This window comes from Micromonospora sp. NBRC 107095 (assembly GCF_030269705.1).
Lineage (GTDB): Bacteria > Actinomycetota > Actinomycetes > Mycobacteriales > Micromonosporaceae > Micromonospora > Micromonospora parva.
This window is the reverse complement of sequence record NZ_BSTU01000006.1, coordinates 509,753-529,069: the sequence shown is the minus strand read 5'-3', so window position 1 is coordinate 529,069 and position 19,317 is coordinate 509,753. Positions and strand designations below refer to the sequence as shown.

Annotated in this window: 17 protein-coding genes; 10 read left to right on the top strand and 7 right to left on the bottom strand. The window is 72.4% G+C overall.

Annotated elements, in window-relative coordinates; translation table 11 throughout:
* Window positions 1-29 precede the first annotated feature (29 nt).
* Window positions 30-350, top strand: coding sequence for a WhiB family transcriptional regulator (locus QSK15_RS28205; protein WP_030328078.1), 321 nt, complete (start codon window positions 30-32; stop codon window positions 348-350).
* A 6-nt stretch (window positions 351-356) separates the two neighbouring features.
* Here QSK15_RS28205 and bagB read toward each other — a convergent pair whose 3' ends face one another.
* The 3 genes from bagB to QSK15_RS28190 are packed head-to-tail and all read right to left on the bottom strand — an operon-like array spanning window position 357 to window position 3,282.
* A complete protein-coding gene (gene bagB, locus QSK15_RS28200; protein WP_030328076.1) occupies window positions 357-1,508 on the bottom strand; it encodes an ArsA family ATPase in 1,152 nt (383 codons plus the stop codon).
* Window positions 1,509-1,561: 53 nt separating this feature from the next.
* A complete protein-coding gene (bagA, locus tag QSK15_RS28195) occupies window positions 1,562-2,539 on the bottom strand; it encodes an ATPase BagA (protein WP_285797080.1) in 978 nt (325 codons plus the stop codon).
* A 26-nt stretch (window positions 2,540-2,565) separates the two neighbouring features.
* A complete protein-coding gene (locus tag QSK15_RS28190; protein WP_285797079.1) occupies window positions 2,566-3,282 on the bottom strand; it encodes an Rv0361 family membrane protein in 717 nt (238 codons plus the stop codon).
* A gap of 353 nt (window positions 3,283-3,635) precedes the next feature.
* Between QSK15_RS28190 and QSK15_RS28185 the strand changes: the two genes are divergently transcribed.
* From QSK15_RS28185 to QSK15_RS28155, 7 genes are all read left to right on the top strand, one after another.
* Window positions 3,636-4,118, top strand: a complete 483-nt coding sequence (locus QSK15_RS28185; protein WP_285797078.1) for a hypothetical protein — start codon at window positions 3,636-3,638, stop codon at window positions 4,116-4,118.
* Window positions 4,119-4,162: 44 nt separating this feature from the next.
* Complete coding sequence (gene sp36, locus QSK15_RS28180; RefSeq protein ID WP_285797077.1) at window positions 4,163-4,318, top strand: Sp36 family protein; 156 nt, start codon at window positions 4,163-4,165, stop codon at window positions 4,316-4,318.
* Window positions 4,319-4,432: 114 nt separating this feature from the next.
* Window positions 4,433-4,894: a RidA family protein gene (locus QSK15_RS28175; RefSeq protein WP_030328068.1), complete on the top strand. Its 462-nt coding sequence runs from the start codon at window positions 4,433-4,435 to the stop codon at window positions 4,892-4,894.
* Between the two features lie 123 nt (window positions 4,895-5,017).
* On the top strand, window positions 5,018-5,854 hold the full coding sequence (locus tag QSK15_RS28170; protein WP_285797076.1) for an MBL fold metallo-hydrolase: 837 nt from the start codon (window positions 5,018-5,020) through the stop codon (window positions 5,852-5,854).
* On the top strand, window positions 5,851-9,504 hold the full coding sequence (locus QSK15_RS28165; protein ID WP_285797075.1) for an adenylate/guanylate cyclase domain-containing protein: 3,654 nt from the start codon (window positions 5,851-5,853) through the stop codon (window positions 9,502-9,504). Before QSK15_RS28170 ends, QSK15_RS28165 begins: the two co-directional genes overlap by 4 nt.
* A 126-nt stretch (window positions 9,505-9,630) precedes the next feature.
* The gene (locus QSK15_RS28160; protein ID WP_285797074.1) at window positions 9,631-10,134 is read left to right on the top strand and encodes a hypothetical protein; all 504 of its coding nucleotides are present in this window, start codon (window positions 9,631-9,633) and stop codon (window positions 10,132-10,134) included.
* A 30-nt stretch (window positions 10,135-10,164) separates the two neighbouring features.
* The gene (locus tag QSK15_RS28155) at window positions 10,165-11,661 is read left to right on the top strand and encodes a serine/threonine-protein kinase (RefSeq protein WP_285797073.1); all 1,497 of its coding nucleotides are present in this window, start codon (window positions 10,165-10,167) and stop codon (window positions 11,659-11,661) included.
* Here the strand turns inward: QSK15_RS28155 and QSK15_RS28150 are convergent.
* On the bottom strand, window positions 11,648-11,980 hold the full coding sequence (locus QSK15_RS28150) for a hypothetical protein (protein WP_285797072.1): 333 nt from the start codon (window positions 11,978-11,980) through the stop codon (window positions 11,648-11,650). The two genes, QSK15_RS28155 and QSK15_RS28150, sit on opposite strands and share 14 nt — an antisense overlap.
* A 178-nt stretch (window positions 11,981-12,158) precedes the next feature.
* Here QSK15_RS28150 and QSK15_RS28145 point away from each other — a divergent pair, with 178 nt between their 5' ends.
* Window positions 12,159-13,100 (top strand): transporter substrate-binding domain-containing protein, encoded by a 942-nt coding sequence (locus QSK15_RS28145; RefSeq protein WP_285797071.1) that lies wholly within the window; start codon window positions 12,159-12,161, stop codon window positions 13,098-13,100.
* Window positions 13,097-14,311: a hypothetical protein gene (locus QSK15_RS28140; protein WP_285797070.1), complete on the top strand. Its 1,215-nt coding sequence runs from the start codon at window positions 13,097-13,099 to the stop codon at window positions 14,309-14,311. The genes QSK15_RS28145 and QSK15_RS28140 overlap by 4 nt, the downstream gene beginning before the upstream one ends.
* A gap of 93 nt (window positions 14,312-14,404) precedes the next feature.
* On the opposite strand, the gene QSK15_RS28135 is transcribed toward QSK15_RS28140, so the two are convergent.
* From QSK15_RS28135 to QSK15_RS28125, 3 genes are read right to left on the bottom strand one after another with little or no spacing between them, the layout of a single operon-like run.
* Window positions 14,405-15,595 carry an acyl-CoA dehydrogenase family protein gene (locus tag QSK15_RS28135; protein WP_285797069.1) on the bottom strand — a complete coding sequence of 397 codons (1,191 nt, stop codon included), beginning with the start codon at window positions 15,593-15,595 and terminating at the stop codon, window positions 14,405-14,407.
* Window positions 15,592-17,628, bottom strand: coding sequence for an acetyl/propionyl/methylcrotonyl-CoA carboxylase subunit alpha (locus QSK15_RS28130; RefSeq protein WP_285797068.1), 2,037 nt, complete (start codon window positions 17,626-17,628; stop codon window positions 15,592-15,594). The genes QSK15_RS28135 and QSK15_RS28130 overlap by 4 nt, the downstream gene beginning before the upstream one ends.
* 11 nt (window positions 17,629-17,639) lie before the next feature.
* A complete protein-coding gene (locus tag QSK15_RS28125) occupies window positions 17,640-19,241 on the bottom strand; it encodes an acyl-CoA carboxylase subunit beta (RefSeq protein ID WP_285797067.1) in 1,602 nt (533 codons plus the stop codon).
* Window positions 19,242-19,317 lie beyond the last annotated feature (76 nt).

The window sequence follows — 19,317 nt, the reverse complement described above, 5'->3', positions numbered from 1 at the left end:
GTAGGTACTGCAAGGGGGGACGTGTACACATGGGCATGATCACTGACTGGCCGTCGCTGGCGGCATGTCAGAACGGGGACCCGGACGCGTTGTTCGTACAGGGCGCCGAACAGAACGTGGCGAAGCGGATCTGCCGGAGCTGCCCAGTTCGGTACGAGTGCCTGGCCGACGCGTTGGACAACCGGATCGAGTTCGGTGTGTGGGGCGGCATGACCGAACGCGAACGGCGGGCGCTGCTGCGTCGTCACCCGCAGGTGACGAGCTGGCGCAAGATGTTCGAGGCCGCGATGAAGAAGAACAGCAAGGACAAGGCCGGCAAGGACAAGATTCTCGTCAGCGCGGCCAACTGACGCCGGTCACGGCCGGCTGATCGCCGCGCCGATCGTCCGTAGCCCGTCGACGTCGTGCACGTCGGCGGGCTGCGCCGTAACCGAAACCGCCGGCACGGCCGGGAACGCCTCGGTGAAGCGTGCAGCGACCTGCTGCTCGCGTACCGCCTGGCGCGCCAGCGCCGCGTGCGCCCGCAGCACGTCGGCGGTGGCCTCGTGCCCACCCAGCTCGGTCAGCCGCTCGGCGGCGACCCGGCTCTGCTCGGCGTCCAGCTCCGGGACCGCCGGGCGGTGCACCCGGTTGAGCACCAGGCCGGCCAGTGGCATCTGCTCCTCGCGCAGCCGGCCCGCGAAGTAGGCGGCCTCTCGGACCGCGTCCGGCTCCGGGGTCGCGACCAGGAGAAAGGCCGTCTCCCGCGCCTGCAGGATGCGGTACGTCTGCTCGGCGCGTTGCCGGAAACCGCCGAACATCGAATCCAGCGCCGCCACGAAGCCGGACAGGTCGGTGAGCAGCTGAGCCCCGAGCACCTTCTGCACCACCTTCGAGAACATCCCGAACGAGGCGGTGACCAGGCTGAACATGCTCCGACCGCCGCTGCGCGCCGGGGCCAGCAGCAGTCGCAGCATCCGGCCGTCGAGGAAACGGGAGAGTCGAGCCGGCGCGTCCAGGAAGTCAAGAGCCGAGCGGGACGGTGGCGTGTCCACCACGATCAGGTCCCATTCGCCCCGGGCGTGCAGCTGACCCAGCTTCTCCATCGCCATGTATTCCTGGGTGCCGGCGAAGGTCGAGCTCATCGCCTGGTAGAACGGGTTCGCGAAGATCTCCGCGGCCTTCGCCGGGTCGGTGTGCTGCAACACCACGTCGTCGAAGGTGCGCTTCATGTCCAGCATCATGGCGTGCAACTCGCCGCCGCTGCCCTCGACGTCGATCCCCTTGACCTGGCGAGGGGTGTTGTCCAGCTCGGTCAGGCCCAGCGACTGGGCCAGCCGGCGGGCCGGGTCGATGGTGAGCACCACAGTGCGCCGGCCGTGGTGTTCGGCGGCCCGCAGCGCCAGCGCCGCGGCCGTGGTCGTCTTTCCCACTCCGCCGGCACCGCAGCACACGACGATCCGCACGCCCGGATCGGCGAGGATCTGGTCGACGTCCAGCTGCGGCGCCGCGTCTTCGGAAGGCACCAATCGAGCGTATCGGGCCGGTGGGTCCGCGCGCCCGTGCTGCGCTCAGGTGTGAGTCATTCGGCGCGGACGAGCGCCTGGGCCAGCGTCGCCAGCCCCGCCCGGTCCACCCCGTCGGGCAGCAACGGCAGCTCGATCATCGGCAGCCCCAACTCCACCAGGTCGGCGCGGAGCGAATCCTCCAGTTCGCGCCGGATGACCTGGTCACGTGCCTCGTCGTGCAGCCCGGCCACGATGTCCCGATCGGCCGGCAGCCCGGCGGCGACCAGCCCGCGCCTCAACTCCGCGGCGGTGACCGCCTGCCCGGCGGGCAGCGGGGGTCGGACGCCGTTCACGAGCACCTTCCCGACGCCGAAGCCGAGCGCGGTCAGGTCGGCGACCGCGTCGACGGTCTCCTGGATCGGCATCTCCTCCAACAGCGTGACCACGTGCACAGCGGTCATCGGGGAGCGCAGCAACGCGGCCACCCCCTCGCTCTGGGTCTTGATCGGGCCCACCTTGGCCAGCCGGGCGGTCTCCGCCGTCACGTTGAGGAACCGGCCGATCCGCCCGGTCGGCGGGGCGTCCAGCACCACCGCGTCGTACGCGCGCCGCTGCCCGTTGGTGCGGGTGGTGGCTTCCTTCACCTTGCCGGTGAGCAGGACGTCGCGCAGGCCGGGCGCGATGGTGGTAGCGAAGTCGATGGCACCGAGCTTGCGCAGTGCCCGGCCGGCCGCGCCCAGCTTGTAGAACATGTCCAGGTACTCGAGCAGCGCCTCCTCGGCGTCCACCGCGAGCGCCCGCACCTCACCGCCGTCCGGCGCGTCGGCGAGGTGCCGCTCCTCGTAGGGCAGCGGGTCGATGCCGAACAGTTGCGCGATGCCCTGCCGTCCCTCGACCTCGACGAGCAGGGTGCGCCGACCACCGGCGGCGAGCGCGAGGGCCAGGGCCGCCGCCACGCTGGTCTTACCGGTGCCGCCCTTGCCGGTCACCACGTGGAGACGGGCAGGCCATCCGGCACCGGCCGGGTCGATCGGGCGCTCAGCTGCACACACCCGTCGAGCCTATCCAGGCATCGGGGTCACGCGACCTCGCAGACCCACCAACCCGTCTTCTGCACCACAGTGAAGCGCAGCTCCTGGTCGGCCACCTTCTCGTCGGCGGTGGTCATGGTGAGCCGGGTGGAGACGGTGGCCCGTTCCCCGGTCTGGTTGTCCACCTTCGGGGTGGTCCACCGGAATCGCGGGTTCTGGTAGGCGGAGGCGTACTTGTCCACCTCGGCGACCTTCGCGGCGATCTTGTCATCGTCGCGGGCCGCGGCGCAGACGTGACTGGCGGCCTTCGTCGCGTCGCGGTCCTTGTAGATCGCGGTGAGGAACTCGTCGACGGCGACCGCCGGCTCCTTGGCGCCCTCGCCGGTCTCGGCATTGCGCAGGGTCAGGAAGGCCACCACGCCGCCGCCCACGCACAGCACCATGATCACAACGAGTGCGATGGCCGCGATCAGCAGGCCGCGCTTCTTCTTCGGCTCGGCCGTGCCCTGGTAGGGCGGGTAGGCCGGCGGGGCCGGGGGGAACGACGAGGGGTTCGGGGTGCCCGACGTCGGCGCGGCGGCCGAGGTGGGTGCGGCGGGCAGCGCCGCCCGGGCAGGGGGCGCGGGGAGAGGGGGCTGCCCCGCCGGCGGGGTGGGGGTGGACTGGCTGGGGACACCCGGCGCGCCGGACTGACTGGCGGGATCCGGTTGCGCCGGCGGGTGGACGGGTGGGCCGGCCTGGTCGCCGCTGGGCGGGTGGGTCATGTCTTTCCCCCAGGGGTGCGGCGCCCGCCGCCACCCCTGGCGCCGAGCGTGATCGAGCGGGCGTCCGGGCGCTGCGCGACCGTCCGACCGGAAGGGTAGCGGTCGATGACCCCCTCGGTGTCGCCCCTGCCTGCCCGGGAGGTCCAGCGATCCGGTGAGCGGTACCCGCGTCGGTTCCGGTGTCGGGCCCCCGACCTGCGGTGTGTCGCATATGTGACTGTTGGTGACCTCTTGTGCGCGTCCTGTTGGCGGGACTGGGGCCACAGACCTACCTTCGTCCCGGTGCGGGGGCGGAACGGACGAATGGGTCCGGGCCGGAAGCATGGTCCGAGAGGTACGACCGGAGGCAGTGCATGCGCGACGCGGACAACGTTCCTCGTACCCACTTCCCGACGAACGACCGGCCGCGCCGGCCGGGGACCGTGGTCGAGGCCGGCGGGCAGGTCACCAACCAGCCGATCAACGAACGGTCGTACCGCCGGACGCCGGAGCAGGCGGAGACGGCCCGGGTGCCGAGCCAGCCCGTCGAGCGGGTCCGCGACGACGACGAGCCGGGCTTCGTCATCCACCTGCCGATCCGGGTGCCGAACCTGGCGGCGGCGACGGTGCTGGCCGGCCGGGTCGCGGTGTCCCTGGGGTTCCTGCCCGAGCTGGACGCCGGCGAGACCACCGTGTCCAATGCCGACGACCAGAACAACCGGCACCGGGTCTTCTGCGACCTGCTGTTGCCCGACCGGTCCCGCTGCCCCCAGGGGTACGAGCACGAAGGGCGCTGCGGGGAACTGCCGACCACGTCGGAGCAGCGTCCCGTACCTCGTCCCGCCAGCGGACCGTAGGCTGTCCCTCGAACAATTCCGCACCGAGAGGGAGCCCTTCAGCGATGCAGAAGTGGGAATACTCCACGGTCCCGCTGCTGGTCCACGCGACCAAGCAGATCCTCGACAACTGGGGCGAGGACGGGTGGGAGCTCGTCGCCGTGATCCCCGGCCCGAACCCGGACCAGCTGGTCGCCTACATGAAGCGGCCTAAGGCGTGAGCGCGAGGAGTGCAGCGCAGCGGAGCCCCGCAGTCGCGAACGAAGGGGTAGCCCAGTGAGCGCGAGGAGTGCAGCGCAGCGGAGCCCCGCAGTCGCGAACAGCGAGGTAGCCCAGTGAGCAACGGTCCGCACGCGAAGCTCGCCGAGCTCGGCCTCGAACTGCCCGAGGTCGTGCCGCCGGTGGCCAGCTACGTCCCGGCCGTGCAGTCCGGGCAGCACGTGTACGTTTCCGGCCAGTTGCCGATGGCCGAGGGCAAGCTGCTCGGGACCGGCAAGGTCGGCGCCGGGATCTCCGCCGAGCAGGCGAAGGATCTGGCCCAGCGGTGCGCGCTCAACGCGCTGGCCGCTGTCGACTCGCTGGTCGGCCTGGAGAACGTGGTCAAGGTGGTGAAGGTGACCGGGTTCGTGGCCTCCGCGCCCGGCTTCACCGGTCAGCCCGCCGTGGTCAACGGTGCCTCCGACCTCCTCGGCACCGTCTTCGGGGAGGCCGGCCGCCACGCGCGTAGTGCGGTGGGTGTGGCCGAGCTGCCCCTCGACGCCCCGGTGGAGATCGAACTGATCGTCGAGGTCGCCTGACGCGTCCCCATCGCCCCGCGATCTTGCACTCTCTGCTCGGATGAAAGCCCTGAACAGGGATGAATCAGGGGCCGCCAGTGCAAGATCGTGGGGTGTGGCGGGCGGGGTCGTACGATCGCAGCCATGAGCGGGCACGTGACGGGGGCGGTGGCGGCGCTTGCCGACGAGTTGCCCCGCTGGGTTTCGCTGCTGCGTGCCCCCAACCCGGGGCCGATGACCCTCGACGGCACCAACACCTGGGTGCTGCGCGCCCCGACGGCGGAGCACGCCATCGTGGTCGACCCAGGGCCGGCGGACGAGGGGCACCTGAACCGGATCGCCGCGCACGGCCCAATCGGGCTGATCCTGATCACCCACGGGCACCCGGACCACACCGAAGGCGCGGCACGGCTCAGCGCGCTGCTCGGCGGGGTGCACGTCCTCGCCGTCGACCCGGCGCACACCATCGGCGGCACGCCGCTGACCGAGCCCGGCGAGCAGCTCGGCGGCTTCGGCCTGGAGATCCGCCTGCTGAACACCCCTGGGCACACCGCCGACTCGGTCTGCTTTCTGGTCGAGCACGACGACGAGCGGGTGGTGCTCACCGGCGACACCATCCTCGGCCGGGGCACCACCGTGGTCGCCCACCCGGACGGGCACCTCGGTGACTACCTGACCAGCCTGGAGCTGCTGTCGGCGTACCGGGGGATTCCGGCGTTGCCCGGACACGGCCCGGCGCTGGCCGACTGCGCCGCCGCCGCCGATTTCTACCTCGCCCACCGTCGGGCCCGGCTCGACCAGGTCCGGGCGGCGGTCGCCGCCGGTGCCCACACTCCCGCCGACGTGGTGGCGACGGTCTACGCGGACGTGGACCGCTCGCTCTGGTGGGCGGCCGAATGGTCGGTCCGTGCCCAGCTGGAGTATCTGGGCGTCGACACCGGGGAATCCCCGCCCGGGGTCAGTGGGTTGGAGCACATGTGACCTGCCCCGTGTGTGGAACCGTTGCCGTTCCCGGTGCGCGGTTCTGCCACAACTGTGGTGCCGCGCTGCCGGCCGCCGCCACGTTGCCGGCGGCCGAGCGTCGGGTGGTCACCGTGCTCTTCGGCGACCTTTCCGAGTTCACCTCCTGGTCGGAGGACCTCGACCCGGAACGCGTCGGCGCGGTCACCGACCGGGTGCTCGCCGCCCTCGCGGGTGCGGTGAAGACCTTCGGCGGGCACGTCGACAAGCTGACCGGTGACGGCATCATGGCGGTCTTCGGCGCCCCGGTGGCGCACGAGGACGACGCCGAACGCGCCGTGCGGGCCGCCCTGTCCATGCAGCGGGCCGTCCGCAGGGTGCTCGACGACGAGCGGGGCGGCGGCGCGCCGCTCGGGCTGCGGGTCGGTCTGAACACCGGCGACGTCATCGCGGGCATCCAGGCTGCCATCGAGTACACGGTCATCGGGGACACGGTGAACACCGCGGCCCGGCTCGCCGACGCCGCCGCGGTCGGAGCCGTCTACGCCGGTGGGCGGACCGCCGCGGCGACCAGGCACGTCTCCTCCTGGCGGGCGTTGCGCCCGCTGCGGCTCAAGGGCAAGCGTGAACCGGTCGAGGCGTACGAACTGCTGGGTCTGCTGGACGCGCCGGGCACCCGCTCGGGGCTCGGCGACGAGGCGCCGTACGTCGGCCGGGAGACGGAGATCGGTCGGGTCGCCGGCCGGCTGGCCGAGGTGATCGACCAGGGTGACCCACGGGTGCTGCTGATGACCGCCGAGGCGGGTATCGGCAAGTCCCGGTTCGCCGCCGAGGTGGAGCGCCTCGCCGCCGGGTACGACGTCGGTCCCGGCCGGTACGCGGCGCACACCGGCGCCCGGGTGCTCTCGGTGCGCTGTGCCGCGTTCGGCGAGCGGCGCCGGCTCGCGCCCCTCGCCGACCTGGTGCGGGCCGCTGTCGGCCTGCCCAGCGACGCGTCAACGGCACTGACCCGCCCGGCGGTGGAGGAGCGGCTGCGTCGGCTCGGGCAGCGGCTCGGCCGATCCGGTGCGGAGACCGCGCCGATCGCCACTGAGCAGTTGCTCGCCCTGCTCGGCTATGCCGAACTCCCGGCGCACGGCGGCACCGACAGCGGCGAGTGGGGCGGGTCGGGCACCCCGGCCGCGGATGCCGACGTGGTGCCGAACGCAGTCGCCGACCTGCTCAGCGGACTCGCCTCGGAGGCCCCGCTGGTGATCGTGGTGGACGACCTGCACGATGCCACCGCAGAGACGATCAGCGCCCTCGGGTTGACCCTGTCCAGGCTCACCGGCCCGGTGCTGGTGTTGCTGCTCGGCCGCCCGGAGCTGGTGCGTACCGCTGGAGCGCTGACCCGGGTCGCGGACGCCGAGGTGCACTCGTTGCCGCCGCTGCGCGGCGCCGACGCGGCCCGGCTGCTCACGAGCTACCTCGGCGGCGGCAAGCTGCCCCAGGCCGACGCCGACCGGTTGCTCGCCACCGCCCAGGGCAACCCGTTCTACCTGGCCGAACTGGTCACCCTGCTGATCGAGCGGGGTGCGCTCACCACCGAATCGGTGCGCGGTGCCGGTGCCGCGTCCGTCCGCGGTGTCGCCGGGGAGCGGTCCGGTTCCGGCGATCGGGAGCCGAGCGGGTCGGCCAGTTGGCGGTTGGTGCCGGGTTCGCTGGGCAGCCGGCTACTCTCCCGTGACCTCGCCGCCGTGCTGGCGGCCCGGATCGACGCGCTGCCGCCGGACGCCCGGTCGGTGCTGCGCGACGCGGCGGTCACCGGTGACACGGTGCCGACCGGCGCGCTGGAGGCGATGCGCGAGCAGCGGGCCGGGCGAGATGGCCGTCCGTCGGCTGTGGTCGCCGTCGAACTCGACCGGGCCATCGAGGAGTTGCTGCAACGCCGGATGCTGCACCGCTCGCGTGCCGGCTACTCGTTCGCGACGCCGCTCATGCGGGAGGCCGCGTACGCCGGGGTGAGCAAGGCCGAGTTGGCCGAGCGGCACGCCGCGCTGGCCCGCTGGGCGGCACCGGTGGACGAGGCCACGCCGAGCACGGTGGGCGGGTTCACCGACGAGGCCCGGGACGACTTCGTGGCGATGCACGTCGAGCGGGCCGCCAGGCTCGCCGACGCGGTGAAGCTGCGTCCGGACGCGCCGGCCCGGGCGGTGGTTCCGCTCGGCGTCGCCGCGCTCGGCCGGGCCGCCCGCCGGTCGCTGTCCGCCGGTGAGCCGGCAATGGCCGTCGAGTACGCCGAGCGCGCCACCGAACTGGCCCGCGACGGGGTGCCGGCCGCCGACCAGGTGGTGCACGCCCGGGCGTTGCTCCAGGTCGGCCGGGTCTCCGACGCGTTGGCGTACGCCGAGAAGATCGCCGCGAACGCGCGGGACGAGGCCACCCGGGTCAGCGCCCTGCTGCTGGCGGGGCAGGCTCAGGAGACCCTCGGGGACCAGGGCCGGGCGGTGACCGCCTGGCAGGAGGCGTTGCAGGTGGCCACGGAGGGGCAGCTGCCCACCCAGCGCGCCACGGCCATGCGCCGGCTCGGCATGGCCGACTTCGTGGCCGGGCGGTTGAGTCAGGCGAGCAGCCGGTTGGCGGCCGCGTACCAGGTGAGCCTGGGTGTCCAGGACCGGCGCGGGCAGGCGTGGTCCCTGCAGAACCTGGCCTGGGTGACCACCACCCGGGGTGACTTCGCCGGCACCGACGCGGTGCTCGGCCGGGCGGCCCGGCTCTTCGCCGAGCTGAAGGATCCGTACGGGCGGGCCTGGTTGCGCGGCACCACGGCGTTCGCCCGGCTGCTCGCCGGTCGACTGCGCGAGGCGTGTCGGATGGCGCAGGTGTTCCTGCCGTTCGGTGAGCGGGTCGGCGAGGCGTGGGCGGTGGGGACGCTGCGCGCGGTGGCGGCGTTCGCCACCGCCGAGCTGGGCGACCTGGCCGAGGCGGACCGGGAGGCCCGGCGGGCGTACCGGGAGTTCGCTGCCGCCTCCGACGACTGGGGCCGGGGTTTCGCCCTGGTAGTGCGGGCGGTCGTGGCGCGCGGGTTGGGCGAGCCGGAGCACGCGGCCGACCTGCTCACCGACGCCCTGGCGTACGCGGAGCGCACCTCGCACCCGCTGCTCACCGGGATGGCCGGGACACTGCGTGGGTTCGTCGCGTTGGACATGGGCGACTGCGAGACGGCCGAGCAGGTGGCCCGGGCGGTGCTGACCGCCGTGGAGCCGCACAACCCGCAGGCCCCGGCGCAGGTGGCGCCCCGGGTGCTGCTGGCGACGGCCCGGCTCGCCGCCGGTGACTCGGCGACCGCGGTGGGACTGCTCGCTCCGGTGGCCACGGCCGCCGCCAACGCACCTTCGCTGCTCTTCTCCCGCCGCCAGACGATGGCCCAGTACGCTGCGGCGCTGCTCGCGCACGGTCAGCGGGAACAGGCGTTGGACTGGGCCCGCCGCGCGGTCGGCGCACCCGCCGAGGACGTGCGCAGCCAGGTGATCGCGGCGAGTGTGCTGGCCGAGGCGTTGGCCGCCTGCGGACGTCCCGCGGAGGCGCTGTCCTCTGCGCAGGAGGCGGTCCGCCTGGCGTACGCGACCGAGCAGCGCAGCGAGCGGGCCGCGGCGGACGCCCTCCACGCCCGGCTGGCCGCCCTGGTCTGAACCGCCCCGGGGAGGGTGCAGGTTCTGCCGGTTCTGGGGATGTGGTGGTCGGGGTGAGCGGCTAGCGTGTCACCACCGCGTACGGGTCCACAGTGGTGACCGTCGCCGTGCCTGGGGAGGCCCTTCATGAAGCTGCCGCGATCCATCGCGGGCTGGACCATCGCGGTCTTCGGCGTGCTGGCGCTGGTGATGGGCGCGATCGGGCTGCTCTGGCCGGAGGCGCAGCTGCGCATGCTCGGGTTCGAGGTGCCGGCGACGCGGGCCGTCGGTGACCACACCGGGACGTTCCTGCTGGCGTCCTCGATGGCGGCGTTCAACATGGGCGTCTACTACCTGCTCGCCACGGTGACCGAGTGGCGGGCGTTCTTCCGCTTCACAGTGGTCTTCCGGCTGGTCACGTTCACCGTGTTCACCATCGCGGTGCTGGCCGACATCGCTCCGGACCGGTTCTTCGGGGTGGCGGCGTGGGAGGGGCTGGGAGCGGTGGCAACCGCCATCGGTCTGCGTCTGGATGCCCGACGGGGCATCCCGGCCGGCGGGTCCGGATCGTCCGACGGTGCCGGGACGGCCGCGGTCGCCGAGGAGGGTACCGGTCCCACCGGTGCGGCTCCGGCGGACGCGGCCCGCTGAGCCATCGGTCGGGTTGGGTATTTTCGAGCGGTGACCGACTCCCCGACCGGCGGCCTGCGCGTGCCGATCGTGCCCGGCCTGACTGATTTGCGGGTTTTTGCCCGGGGCGGGTACGCGACCGTCTACCAAGCCACCCAGATCTCCGTGGATCGCGAGGTCGCCGTCAAGGTCGAGAACCGGACGCTCGACAGCGAGCGGGACCAGGCCCGTTTCCTGCGCGAGGCGCGGGCCGCCGGCCGGATGTCGTCACACCCGCACGTGGTGGACCTCTTCGACGTGGGGGTCACCATCGATCAGCATCCCTACCTGATCATGGAGCTCTGCGACGGCTCGTACGCCGAACGGATGCGCACCTCGCCGCTGGGCCCGGTGGAGGCCCGCGACCTGGGCATCAAGATCGCGGACGCGCTGGCCCACTCGCACGCCGCCGGGGTGCTGCACCGGGACGTGAAACCGGCCAACATCCTCTACTCGGGCTTCAACTCGGCGGTGCTCGCCGACTTCGGGCTCGCCGTCCTCGCCGAGCACCGGGACGCCTCGGTCACCCTCGAGGTGCTCACCCCGGCGTACGCGCCGCCGGAGATGTTCAGCCACAGCCCGCCATCGCCGGCCGTCGACGTGTACGCGCTCTGCGCCACCCTCTACGCGGTCATGCACGGCCGGCCGCCGCGCTGGCAGTCCGAGCGCAACCCGAGCCTGGTCACCGTGCTGGAGATGTTCAACCAGCCGGTCCCCGCCCTGCCCGGGGTGCCGGACGAGCTGATCGACGTGCTGCGCGCGGGCATGGCCAACGACCCGGGCGAGCGCCCCTCCGCCCTGGAGTTGCACGACCTGCTCAGCAACCTGCCGCTCGGCTCGCCGTCGGCACCGGTCAGCGGCGCTCCGATCAGCGGTGGCGCGACGCTGTCCGGCCCGTACGCGGCCAGCCAGCCGGTGCCCCGCCCACCCGTCGAGGACACCCAGCCGACCCTCTCCACCGGCCGGCGTTGGCGGCGTTGGCTCCTCGGCGGCATCGGGGTGCTCGCCCTGGCCGCCTCCGCGACCGCCGGGGCCTGGGTCGCGGACCGGGCGCCACCACCCACCCCGTACCCGTCCGCCACCCAGATCGCCGCGCCGGCGACCGGACCGTTGCCCGGCTGTGCGACCGGCACCGGTGCGCCCACCGCCCTGCCCGAGGGCGCCCGGTGCCTGCCCGAGCTGGAGTGCTTCGGCCCGGTGCGGATCCGCGGCAGTCGCGCCGAGGCGGCCCGGCTGTCCTGCGCCGGCCGACACACCTGGGAGACGTACGCCGAGGGCATCCTGCCGGTGTCGCTGGTCGGCGCCGCCTACGACGAGGTGGCCGCCGCTGAACCGGTGCGGCAGGTGTGCAGCGCCACCACGTTCCGCCTGACCACCGGGATCGCCGAGGTGACCGGCTGGCACCTGGAGGTGCTACCGCCGGTCGACGGCAGCATCGACCGGACCTACCGGTGTCTGGCGGGGCGCGGCGTGGACGCGCTCACCGCGCCCACGCTCACCGGCCGCTGAGCCCGTTCGACCCGCGTCGGCGATCACGCACCGCACGCAACGCGTCCCGACTGTCCAACGCGTCGAGGGTGTCCGCGTCGATGCCGTACGGCATCAGCTCGGGCGGCCCGACGGCTGCCGACCGGTCCACCGGCTCCGGATCGTCGACCTGACGAGCGGCGGAGACGGCCACCCCGGCGACCATGGTCATCAGCACGCAGAGCAGCGCGAGAACCACGCCGAGCAGATCCTGTCGGCGCCACACGACCAGCATGACCAGCGGCGCAAGGGCTCCGAGCGCCGCGAGCACCGCCACTGTGCGCGCATCGGGTCTGGGCAATCGGCTCACCCGTCCAGCATGTCGTGACGAGGCCGGCTGTCAACCGCAGAGCCGACTGTCGTGCCGATCGGCGTCGATCCCGGGCGACCCGGCCGACATGGCCCACGGCACCCACACGGACTGGACAAGAACCGCTACTCTCAGTGTCCCGCAGGCTCTTCCGGCAGCGAGGTCGCCCATGAGCTCAGGCAGTTCGCAATCCCGGCTCCGCTCGATCGCGTCGACGCTGGCGGTAGCCCTCACTCTCGTGCTCGCCGCCGCGGCAGGTTGCGACAGCCGGGAGAAACCGGAGCTGCAATCCGTGCAGGAGAAGATGCGCGAGACGCACGTCTACGGCCAGTCGAAGCTGCGGATCGGTGTCGCCACGAACGAGCCGCTCATGGGCGAATTGCGGAACGGCCAGCACGTCGGGTTCGACGTCGAGATCGCCCGGTACGTCGCGGCCTCCCTCGGCTACGAGGGGGAGCAGCGGCTGGAGTTCGTGTCGGTCGCCACCGAGGACCGCATCCCGTCGCTCCAGGGCGGCACCGTCGACCTGGTGGTGTCCAGCTTCTCCATGACCGAGGACCGTAAGAAGCTGGTCAGCTTCGCCGGGCCGTACTTCGTCACCACGCAGGAGGTGATGGTGCCGGTCCGACTCAAGGACAAGATCCGCACCATCGAGGACCTGCGCGACCCGGCCTACAAGGTCTGCACCAGCGGCGGCTCCACCACCGAGGCAGAGTTGGAGAAGCACCAGGTCAAGACGTTCGTGGTCAAGGACGTCGGCGACTGCGTCGACGGCATCCGGAAGGGGCGCTACGACGCGGTCAGCTCCGACGAGTCGATCCTCGCCGGTTTCCTGGCCAGCTTCCCCAAGGAGTTCGAGATCGTCGACATGCCGTTCGGCACCAGCGAGTTGCTGGGCATCGGCGTGCCGATCGGTGATCCAGCGCTGCGCGACCTGGTCGCGTACTTCCTGCAGAAGAGCTACGAGCAGGGTCGCGACGGGGATGCCAGCCCCTGGCAGACCGCGTACAACCGGACCCTCGGCCCGTGGCTGAAGGCCGAGAAGCGCCAGCCGCAGCCGCTGGAGGTGCCGAAGCTCGTCGACTTCGACGACAAGGCGCCCGCGAAGTGAGCGCCGCACCGACCGCCACCGGCGGCGACGGGCCGGTGCCGCCGCCCCGCAGCTCCGTGCCCGGCGGTGCTGCCGAGGCGCCGAGAGTCGACGGTACGGCCACCGCGGCACCGGTCGTCGACCCTCCACCGGCCGGCCCGGACGGTGAGGTTGCCTGGCCGGCCGCCGTGCCGGTCGCCGAACCGGCCGAACCGGTCGTCGCCGAGGTGCAGCCCGGGCGGGTCCGCTGGGATCCGGCGGAGCGGCGGGCCCGTGCCAGCCAGTCGTTCTGGACCGCCGTGGTGGGCGTACCCGCGATCTTCTCGGTGCTCCGCCTCGGCGTGGAGGCCGGCGGCGAGCTTCAGACCACGCTGCTGCTGGTGGCCAACGTCGGGCCGGTCAACCTGCTCGCCGGCTTCCTGACCACGGCGGCCCGGCTGCTCTCCACCGGCCTGGTCGCGGTGTTCGCGCTCGGCGCGGTGCTGGCCGTCAGCGCGGACCGACTCCCGCCGGGCACCCGGCGCCGCCCGCTCTTCGCCCGCTGGGCCGACATCACGCCGGCCTGGGTGGTGCTGGCCAGCTTCCTGCTCGCCCTGATCACCTGGCCGTTGCTCTACCTTCCGCTGCTGTTGCCGGCGTTCGTGGCCGCGTTCCAGCTGCGCCCCGGGCGGCTGCACGAGCGGGTCGTGCCCCGGCTGCTGCTGATCGGCGCGCTGCTCGCCGGTTACGGCTGGCTGATGCTCCCGACCCTGCGCGACGCGATGCGGCAGGGTGACGAGTTGCTGGTGATCGCGCTCATCGTGGTGCCTCCGCTGCTGGCCCTGTTCATCGCGGGGCCATTGCCGGGCATGGTGATCCGGCCGCTGGCTTCGGTGACCGAGGTGGCGGTGCTCGCCACCCTGGTCTGGGCAGCGGTGCCGGTGATCAGCACACCGGTGTTGCCGCTGACCGTCACCACTGTGGGCCCGGAGAGTGGGCCCACCGAGGACGTCCGCGGGCACGTGGTCACCACCGACGACGTCAACATGGTGATCCTTCAGGAACGGGGTGGGGTCCGGTACGTCCCTGTCGATCTGGTGCGCGCCCAGGTGCTGTGCCCGAGCGAGGAGGAGTTGCCCCGCCACCAACTGCGCATCCACGACTTCCACGTCGAGGATTCACTGTTGGAGGGCATGGGTCGTCGGGTCCGCCCGGTTCACCGCATCGACGCGGCCTGCCGTACGCCGGCCTGATCGACTCGGCTTTCAGGAAGTCGGGGCGTTGTTGACGCCTGGACACCCCAAATTCAAGAAAACCGAGTCGATCACACCCGCTCGCCTGGGGCTTCAGTACGACTTGTCCTGGCCGAGGACGTGTTGGGCCACGAAGTTGAGGATCATCTCGCGGCTGACCGGGGCGATCCGGCCGGCCCGGACCGCGCCGAGCAGGGTCGCCACCCCGTACTCGGTGGTCATGCCGGCCCCGCCGAGCACCTGGACGGCGGTGTCCACGGCGAGCGCGGCAGCCTCCCCGGCCGCGTACTTGGCCATGTTGCCGGACACCCCGGCCTCCAGGTCGCGGCCGGCGTCGTACAGCGTGGCCGCCTTCTGAATCATGAGCCGGGCCAGCTCCACCTGCACCGCCGCGTGGGCCAGCGGATGCGACACACCCTGGTGGGTGCCGATGGTCCGACCACCCCAGACCTTGCGGGTGGCGGTGTACTCGCTGGCCCGCTCGATGGCGTACCGGCCGGTGCCGGCGCCCATCGCGGCCACCGTGATGCGCTCCGGGTTGAGCCCGGCGAAGAGCGCCGGCAGCCCCGCGTCCAGCGACTCACCGAGCAGCGCGTCGGCGGGCACCCGCACGTCGTCCAGGTAGAGCAGGAACTGGTTCTCCGGAGACACGATCTCCATGTCCAGCTTGGACCGAGTCAGCCCGGCCGCGTCGGTCGGCACCAGGAACAGCGCCGGCTTGAGCCTCTGCGGAGGCGTATCCCCTGAGCCGGCTGGGCCGTCATCGACGGCGACGCGGGCCACCACCAGCACATGACCGGCCTCGTCGACCCCGGAGATGTAGCACTTGCGACCGTTGAGCACCCAGTCGTCGCCGTCGCGCCGGGCCACGGTGCCGAGCCGGTGGAAGTTGGAACCGGCCTCCGGCTCGGTGATCGCGAAGACGATCTTCTGGGAGCCGTCGGCCAGGCCCGGCAGGTGCCGCTTGCGCTGCTCCTCGGTGCCGTGCCGGTTGATCACGGTCGCCGCGATGGCCGGCGACACCACCAGCAGCAGCAACGGGCAACCGGCCGCCGCCAACTCCTCGCAGACGATGGCCAGTTCGGTGATGCCCCCGCCCCCGCCGCCGTACTCGGTGGGGATGTTGACCCCCAGGTAGCCGAGCCGTCCCGCCTCGGCCCACAACTCGGTGGTGTGCTCACCGGCCTTCGCCTTCTCGACGAAGTAGCCGTGGCCGTAGCGGCGGCCCAGGGCCCGCACGGCGTCGCGCAACTGGTCCTGCTCGGGGGTGAGGTCGAAGGTCATCGGGGGTCCTCCTCGGGATTCGACGGCTCCAGATCGGCGGGTGCGGGGGAGCTGTCGATGACGGCCAGCACAGCGCCCGCCTGCACCTGACCACCGGTCGGCACCGGCAACTCGGCGACCACACCGTCGATCGGGGCGAGCACGGGATGTTCCAGCTTCATCGCTTCCAACGTGAGCAGCGGGTCGCCGGCAGTGACCCGCTGACCGACCTGGACGTGCACCCGGGTCACCGCGCCGGGCAGCGGCGCGAGCAACGACCCCGCGCCCACCTCCGTCGTGGGCAGGGGAAGGCGCGGCAACTCGGTCAGGCTCGCCGCCCCGTCCGGGCCGTCCACGAAAACCGCCGACCCCACCCGGTGTACGCGGTACCCGCGCCGAACCCCGTCGACGTCGAGCACCACCCGGTCCGGTGTGGCCTCCACCAGCGCCACTGCGGGCGTGCCCGCTGACGCAGCGGCGTCGGAGTCCGGCGCTGTGCTGCCCCAGTCCGCGAGCCGGCCGGTCCGGTCCAGGCGGTAACTGATCTCGATCTCGTGGCCGTCCGACTGCACGAGTCGGGTGACCTGCGGGACGGCGGGCACGTTGCGCCACCCGGAGGGGAGCCCGGACAGTACCGGTGCGGTCGCCCGACGGTGCGCCGCGCCCGCCAGCGCGGCGGCGAGGGCGGTGAGTGGCACCTGGTCGGTGGGGAGCAGCGGGTCGAAGACCTGCGGGTGCCGGTCCAGGAAACCCGTGTCGATCTCCACGGCGGCGAACGCGGGGCTGCGCAGCACCCGGACCAGCAGGTCCCGGTTGGTGGTCACCCCGTGCAGCTCTGCCCGGGCCAGCGCGCCGGCCAGCAGCCGGGTCGCCTCTGCCCGGGTACGACCCCAGGCGATCAGCTTCGCGAGCATCGAGTCGTAGTGCACCCCGACCACCGAGCCGGCCACCACACCCGAGTCGAGCCGCAGACCCGGCCGGGCCAGCCCACCGAACTCGGTCACCACCGCGCCGACGTTGAACCGGTGCAGCGTTCCGGTAGCCGGCCGCCACCCCGCCGCCGCGTCCTCGGCGCACAGGCGCACCTCGATCGCGTGCCCGGTGCTCCCCGGAAGGTCCGCCGGCAGCGGCGCACCCTCGGCGACGAGCAGTTGCAACCCCACCAGGTCCAGGCCGGTGCACAGCTCGGTGACCGGGTGCTCCACCTGGAGGCGGGTGTTCATCTCCAGGAAGAAGAAGTCGCCACCCGGGGCGAGCAGGAACTCCACAGTGCCCGCGCCCAGATAGTCCACCGCCTGGCCGGCTGCCACCGCCGCCTCGTGCAACGCCGTCCGCACCCGCTCCGGTACGACCGCCGGCGCCTCCTCGACGATCTTCTGGTGTCGCCGCTGGATCGAGCACTCCCGGTCGCCGAGCGCCACCACCCGACCGTGGGCGTCGCCGAAGATCTGCACCTCGACGTGCCGGCCGCGCTCGACGTACCGCTCGATGAAGACCGTGCCGTCGCCGAACGCGGCAGCCGCCTCACGGCGCGCGGAGGCGACCGCCTCGGCCAGTCCGTCGGCGGTCCGGACGATCCGCATACCCCGGCCGCCACCGCCGGCCGACGCCTTCACCAGCACCGGGAAGTCCGTGACCTCGTCCCGGTCGGTCCAACTGGGCAGCATCGGCACACCCGCCTCGGCGAGCAGCGCCTTCGCCGCCAGCTTGTCGCCCATCGCGGCGATCACCTTGGCCGGCGGCCCGACCCAGGTCAGGCCGGCGTCGGTCACCGCCGCCGCGAACTCGGCGTTCTCGGCGAGAAACCCGTAACCGGGGTGGACCGCGTCCGCGCCGGTGCGCCGGGCCGCGTCCAGGATCAGATCCACCCGCAGGTACGTCTCGGCCGGCGTGTTCCCGGGCAGCCGGACCGCCTGGTCGGCCTCGGCGACGAACGGCGCGTCGGCGTCGGCGTCCGAGTGCACGGCGACGGTCTGCACGCCCATCGCACGGCAGGTGGCGAAGATCCGACGGGCGATCTCGCCCCGGTTGGCCACGAGCAGTCGCTCGATCATCAGAACGCCCCTCACATCCGGAAGACGCCGAAACCGTCGGCGCCCTTCACCGGTCCGTTGTGGATCGCCGAGAGGCAGAGCCCGAGGACGGTCCGGGTGTCCCGAGGATCGATCACCCCGTCGTCGTAGAGCCGGCCGGAGAGGAAGAGCGCCCCGGACTGCGACTCGATCTGCTGCTCGACCATCATCCGCATCGCCGCGTCGGACTCCTCGTCGTAGTCGCGCCCCCGGGCGGCAGCCGCCTGCCGGGCCACTATGGACAGCACCCCCGCGAGCTGCGCCGGGCCCATCACCGCCGACTTCGCGTTCGGCCAGGTGAACAGGAACCTCGGCTCGTACGCCCGGCCGCACATGCCGTAGTTGCCGGCCCCGTACGAGGCACCCAGGTTCACCGTCAGGTGCGGCACCGTCGAGTTCGACACCGCGTTGATCATCAGGGCGCCGTGCTTGATGATGCCGCGCTGCTCGTACTCGGTGCCGACCATGTAGCCGGTGGTGTTCTGCAAGAAGATCAACGGGATGTCCGAGGCGTTCGCGAGCTGGATGAACTGGGCCGCCTTCTGCGCCTCCGCGCTGAACAGCACCCCTCGGGCATTCGCCAGCACCCCCACCGGGTACCCGTGCAGCTCGCCCCAACCGGTGACCAGCGCGTCCCCGTACGCCGGCTTGAACTCGTCGAAGTCGCTGCCATCGAGGATCCGCGCCAGCACCTCCCGGGGGTCGAACGGCACCTTCAGGTCGGCGCTGGTGATGCCGAGCAACTCCTCCGGGTCGTACTTCGGCGGCTGCGGCGCCACCGTACGCGGCGACGGGCCCTGCTTACGCCAGTTCAGTCGGCGGACACACTGCCGGGCCAGCCGGATGCCGTCCCGCTCGTCGGCGGCGAGGTAGTCGGCGAGCCCGGATGTGCCGGCGTGCATCGCCGCGCCACCCAACGACTCGTCGTCGGTGACCTCGCCGGTCGCCATCTTCACCAACGGCGGACCGGCCAGGTAGACCTGCGACCGGTCCCGAATCATGATCACGTGGTCGGACATCCCCGGCACGTACGCGCCACCGGCCGTCGCGTTGCCGAAGACCACGCTGACAGTGGGGATGCCCGCCGCCGAAAGCCGGGTGAGGTCACGGAACACCCGACCACCGGGGATGAAGATCTCCGCCTGGGTGGGCAGATCCGCCCCGGCCGACTCGACCAGGTTGACCATGGGCAGCCGGTTGGCCAGCGCGATCTCGCCGGCCCGCCGGGTCTTCGCCAGCGACCACGGATTGACAGCGCCTCCGCGTACCGTCGGATCGTTCGCGACGATCAGGCACTCCACACCCTCGACCACCCCGATACCGGTGACCACGCTGGCCCCGACCGGGAAGTCCGAGCCGTACGCGGCGACCGGCGACAACTCCAGGAAAGGGCTGTCGGCGTCCACCAGCAGCTCGATCCGCTCCCGGGGGAGCAGCTTGCCGCGGGCGTGGTGCCGGGTCACGTACTTCTCGCCGCCACCGGCCCGCGCCTGGTCCAGCGCGGCGTCCAACTCGGCCAGCCGCTCCAGCAGCGCCGCCCGGTTCGCCAGATACGAGGGCGCGGATGGGTCAACCGAGCTGTCCAGGATCGTCACGGTGCCTCCTTCGTTCGCGACTGCGGGGCTCGCAAGATCGGCTGACTCCTCGCGCTCACGGTGCCTCCTTCGTTCG

Coding starts and splice junctions, on each gene's coding strand:
- QSK15_RS28130 (WP_285797068.1), bottom strand. CDS start 17,628: ATGATCGAGCGACTGCTCGTGGCCAACCGGGGCGAGATCGCCCGTCGG.
- QSK15_RS28145 (WP_285797071.1), top strand. CDS start 12,159: ATGAGCTCAGGCAGTTCGCAATCCCGGCTCCGCTCGATCGCGTCGACG.
- QSK15_RS28205 (WP_030328078.1), top strand. CDS start 30: ATGGGCATGATCACTGACTGGCCGTCGCTGGCGGCATGTCAGAACGGG.
- QSK15_RS28185 (WP_285797078.1), top strand. CDS start 3,636: ATGCGCGACGCGGACAACGTTCCTCGTACCCACTTCCCGACGAACGAC.
- QSK15_RS28170 (WP_285797076.1), top strand. CDS start 5,018: ATGAGCGGGCACGTGACGGGGGCGGTGGCGGCGCTTGCCGACGAGTTG.
- QSK15_RS28190 (WP_285797079.1), bottom strand. CDS start 3,282: ATGACCCACCCGCCCAGCGGCGACCAGGCCGGCCCACCCGTCCACCCG.
- QSK15_RS28160 (WP_285797074.1), top strand. CDS start 9,631: ATGAAGCTGCCGCGATCCATCGCGGGCTGGACCATCGCGGTCTTCGGC.
- QSK15_RS28135 (WP_285797069.1), bottom strand. CDS start 15,595: ATGACCTTCGACCTCACCCCCGAGCAGGACCAGTTGCGCGACGCCGTG.
- sp36 (WP_285797077.1), top strand. CDS start 4,163: ATGCAGAAGTGGGAATACTCCACGGTCCCGCTGCTGGTCCACGCGACC.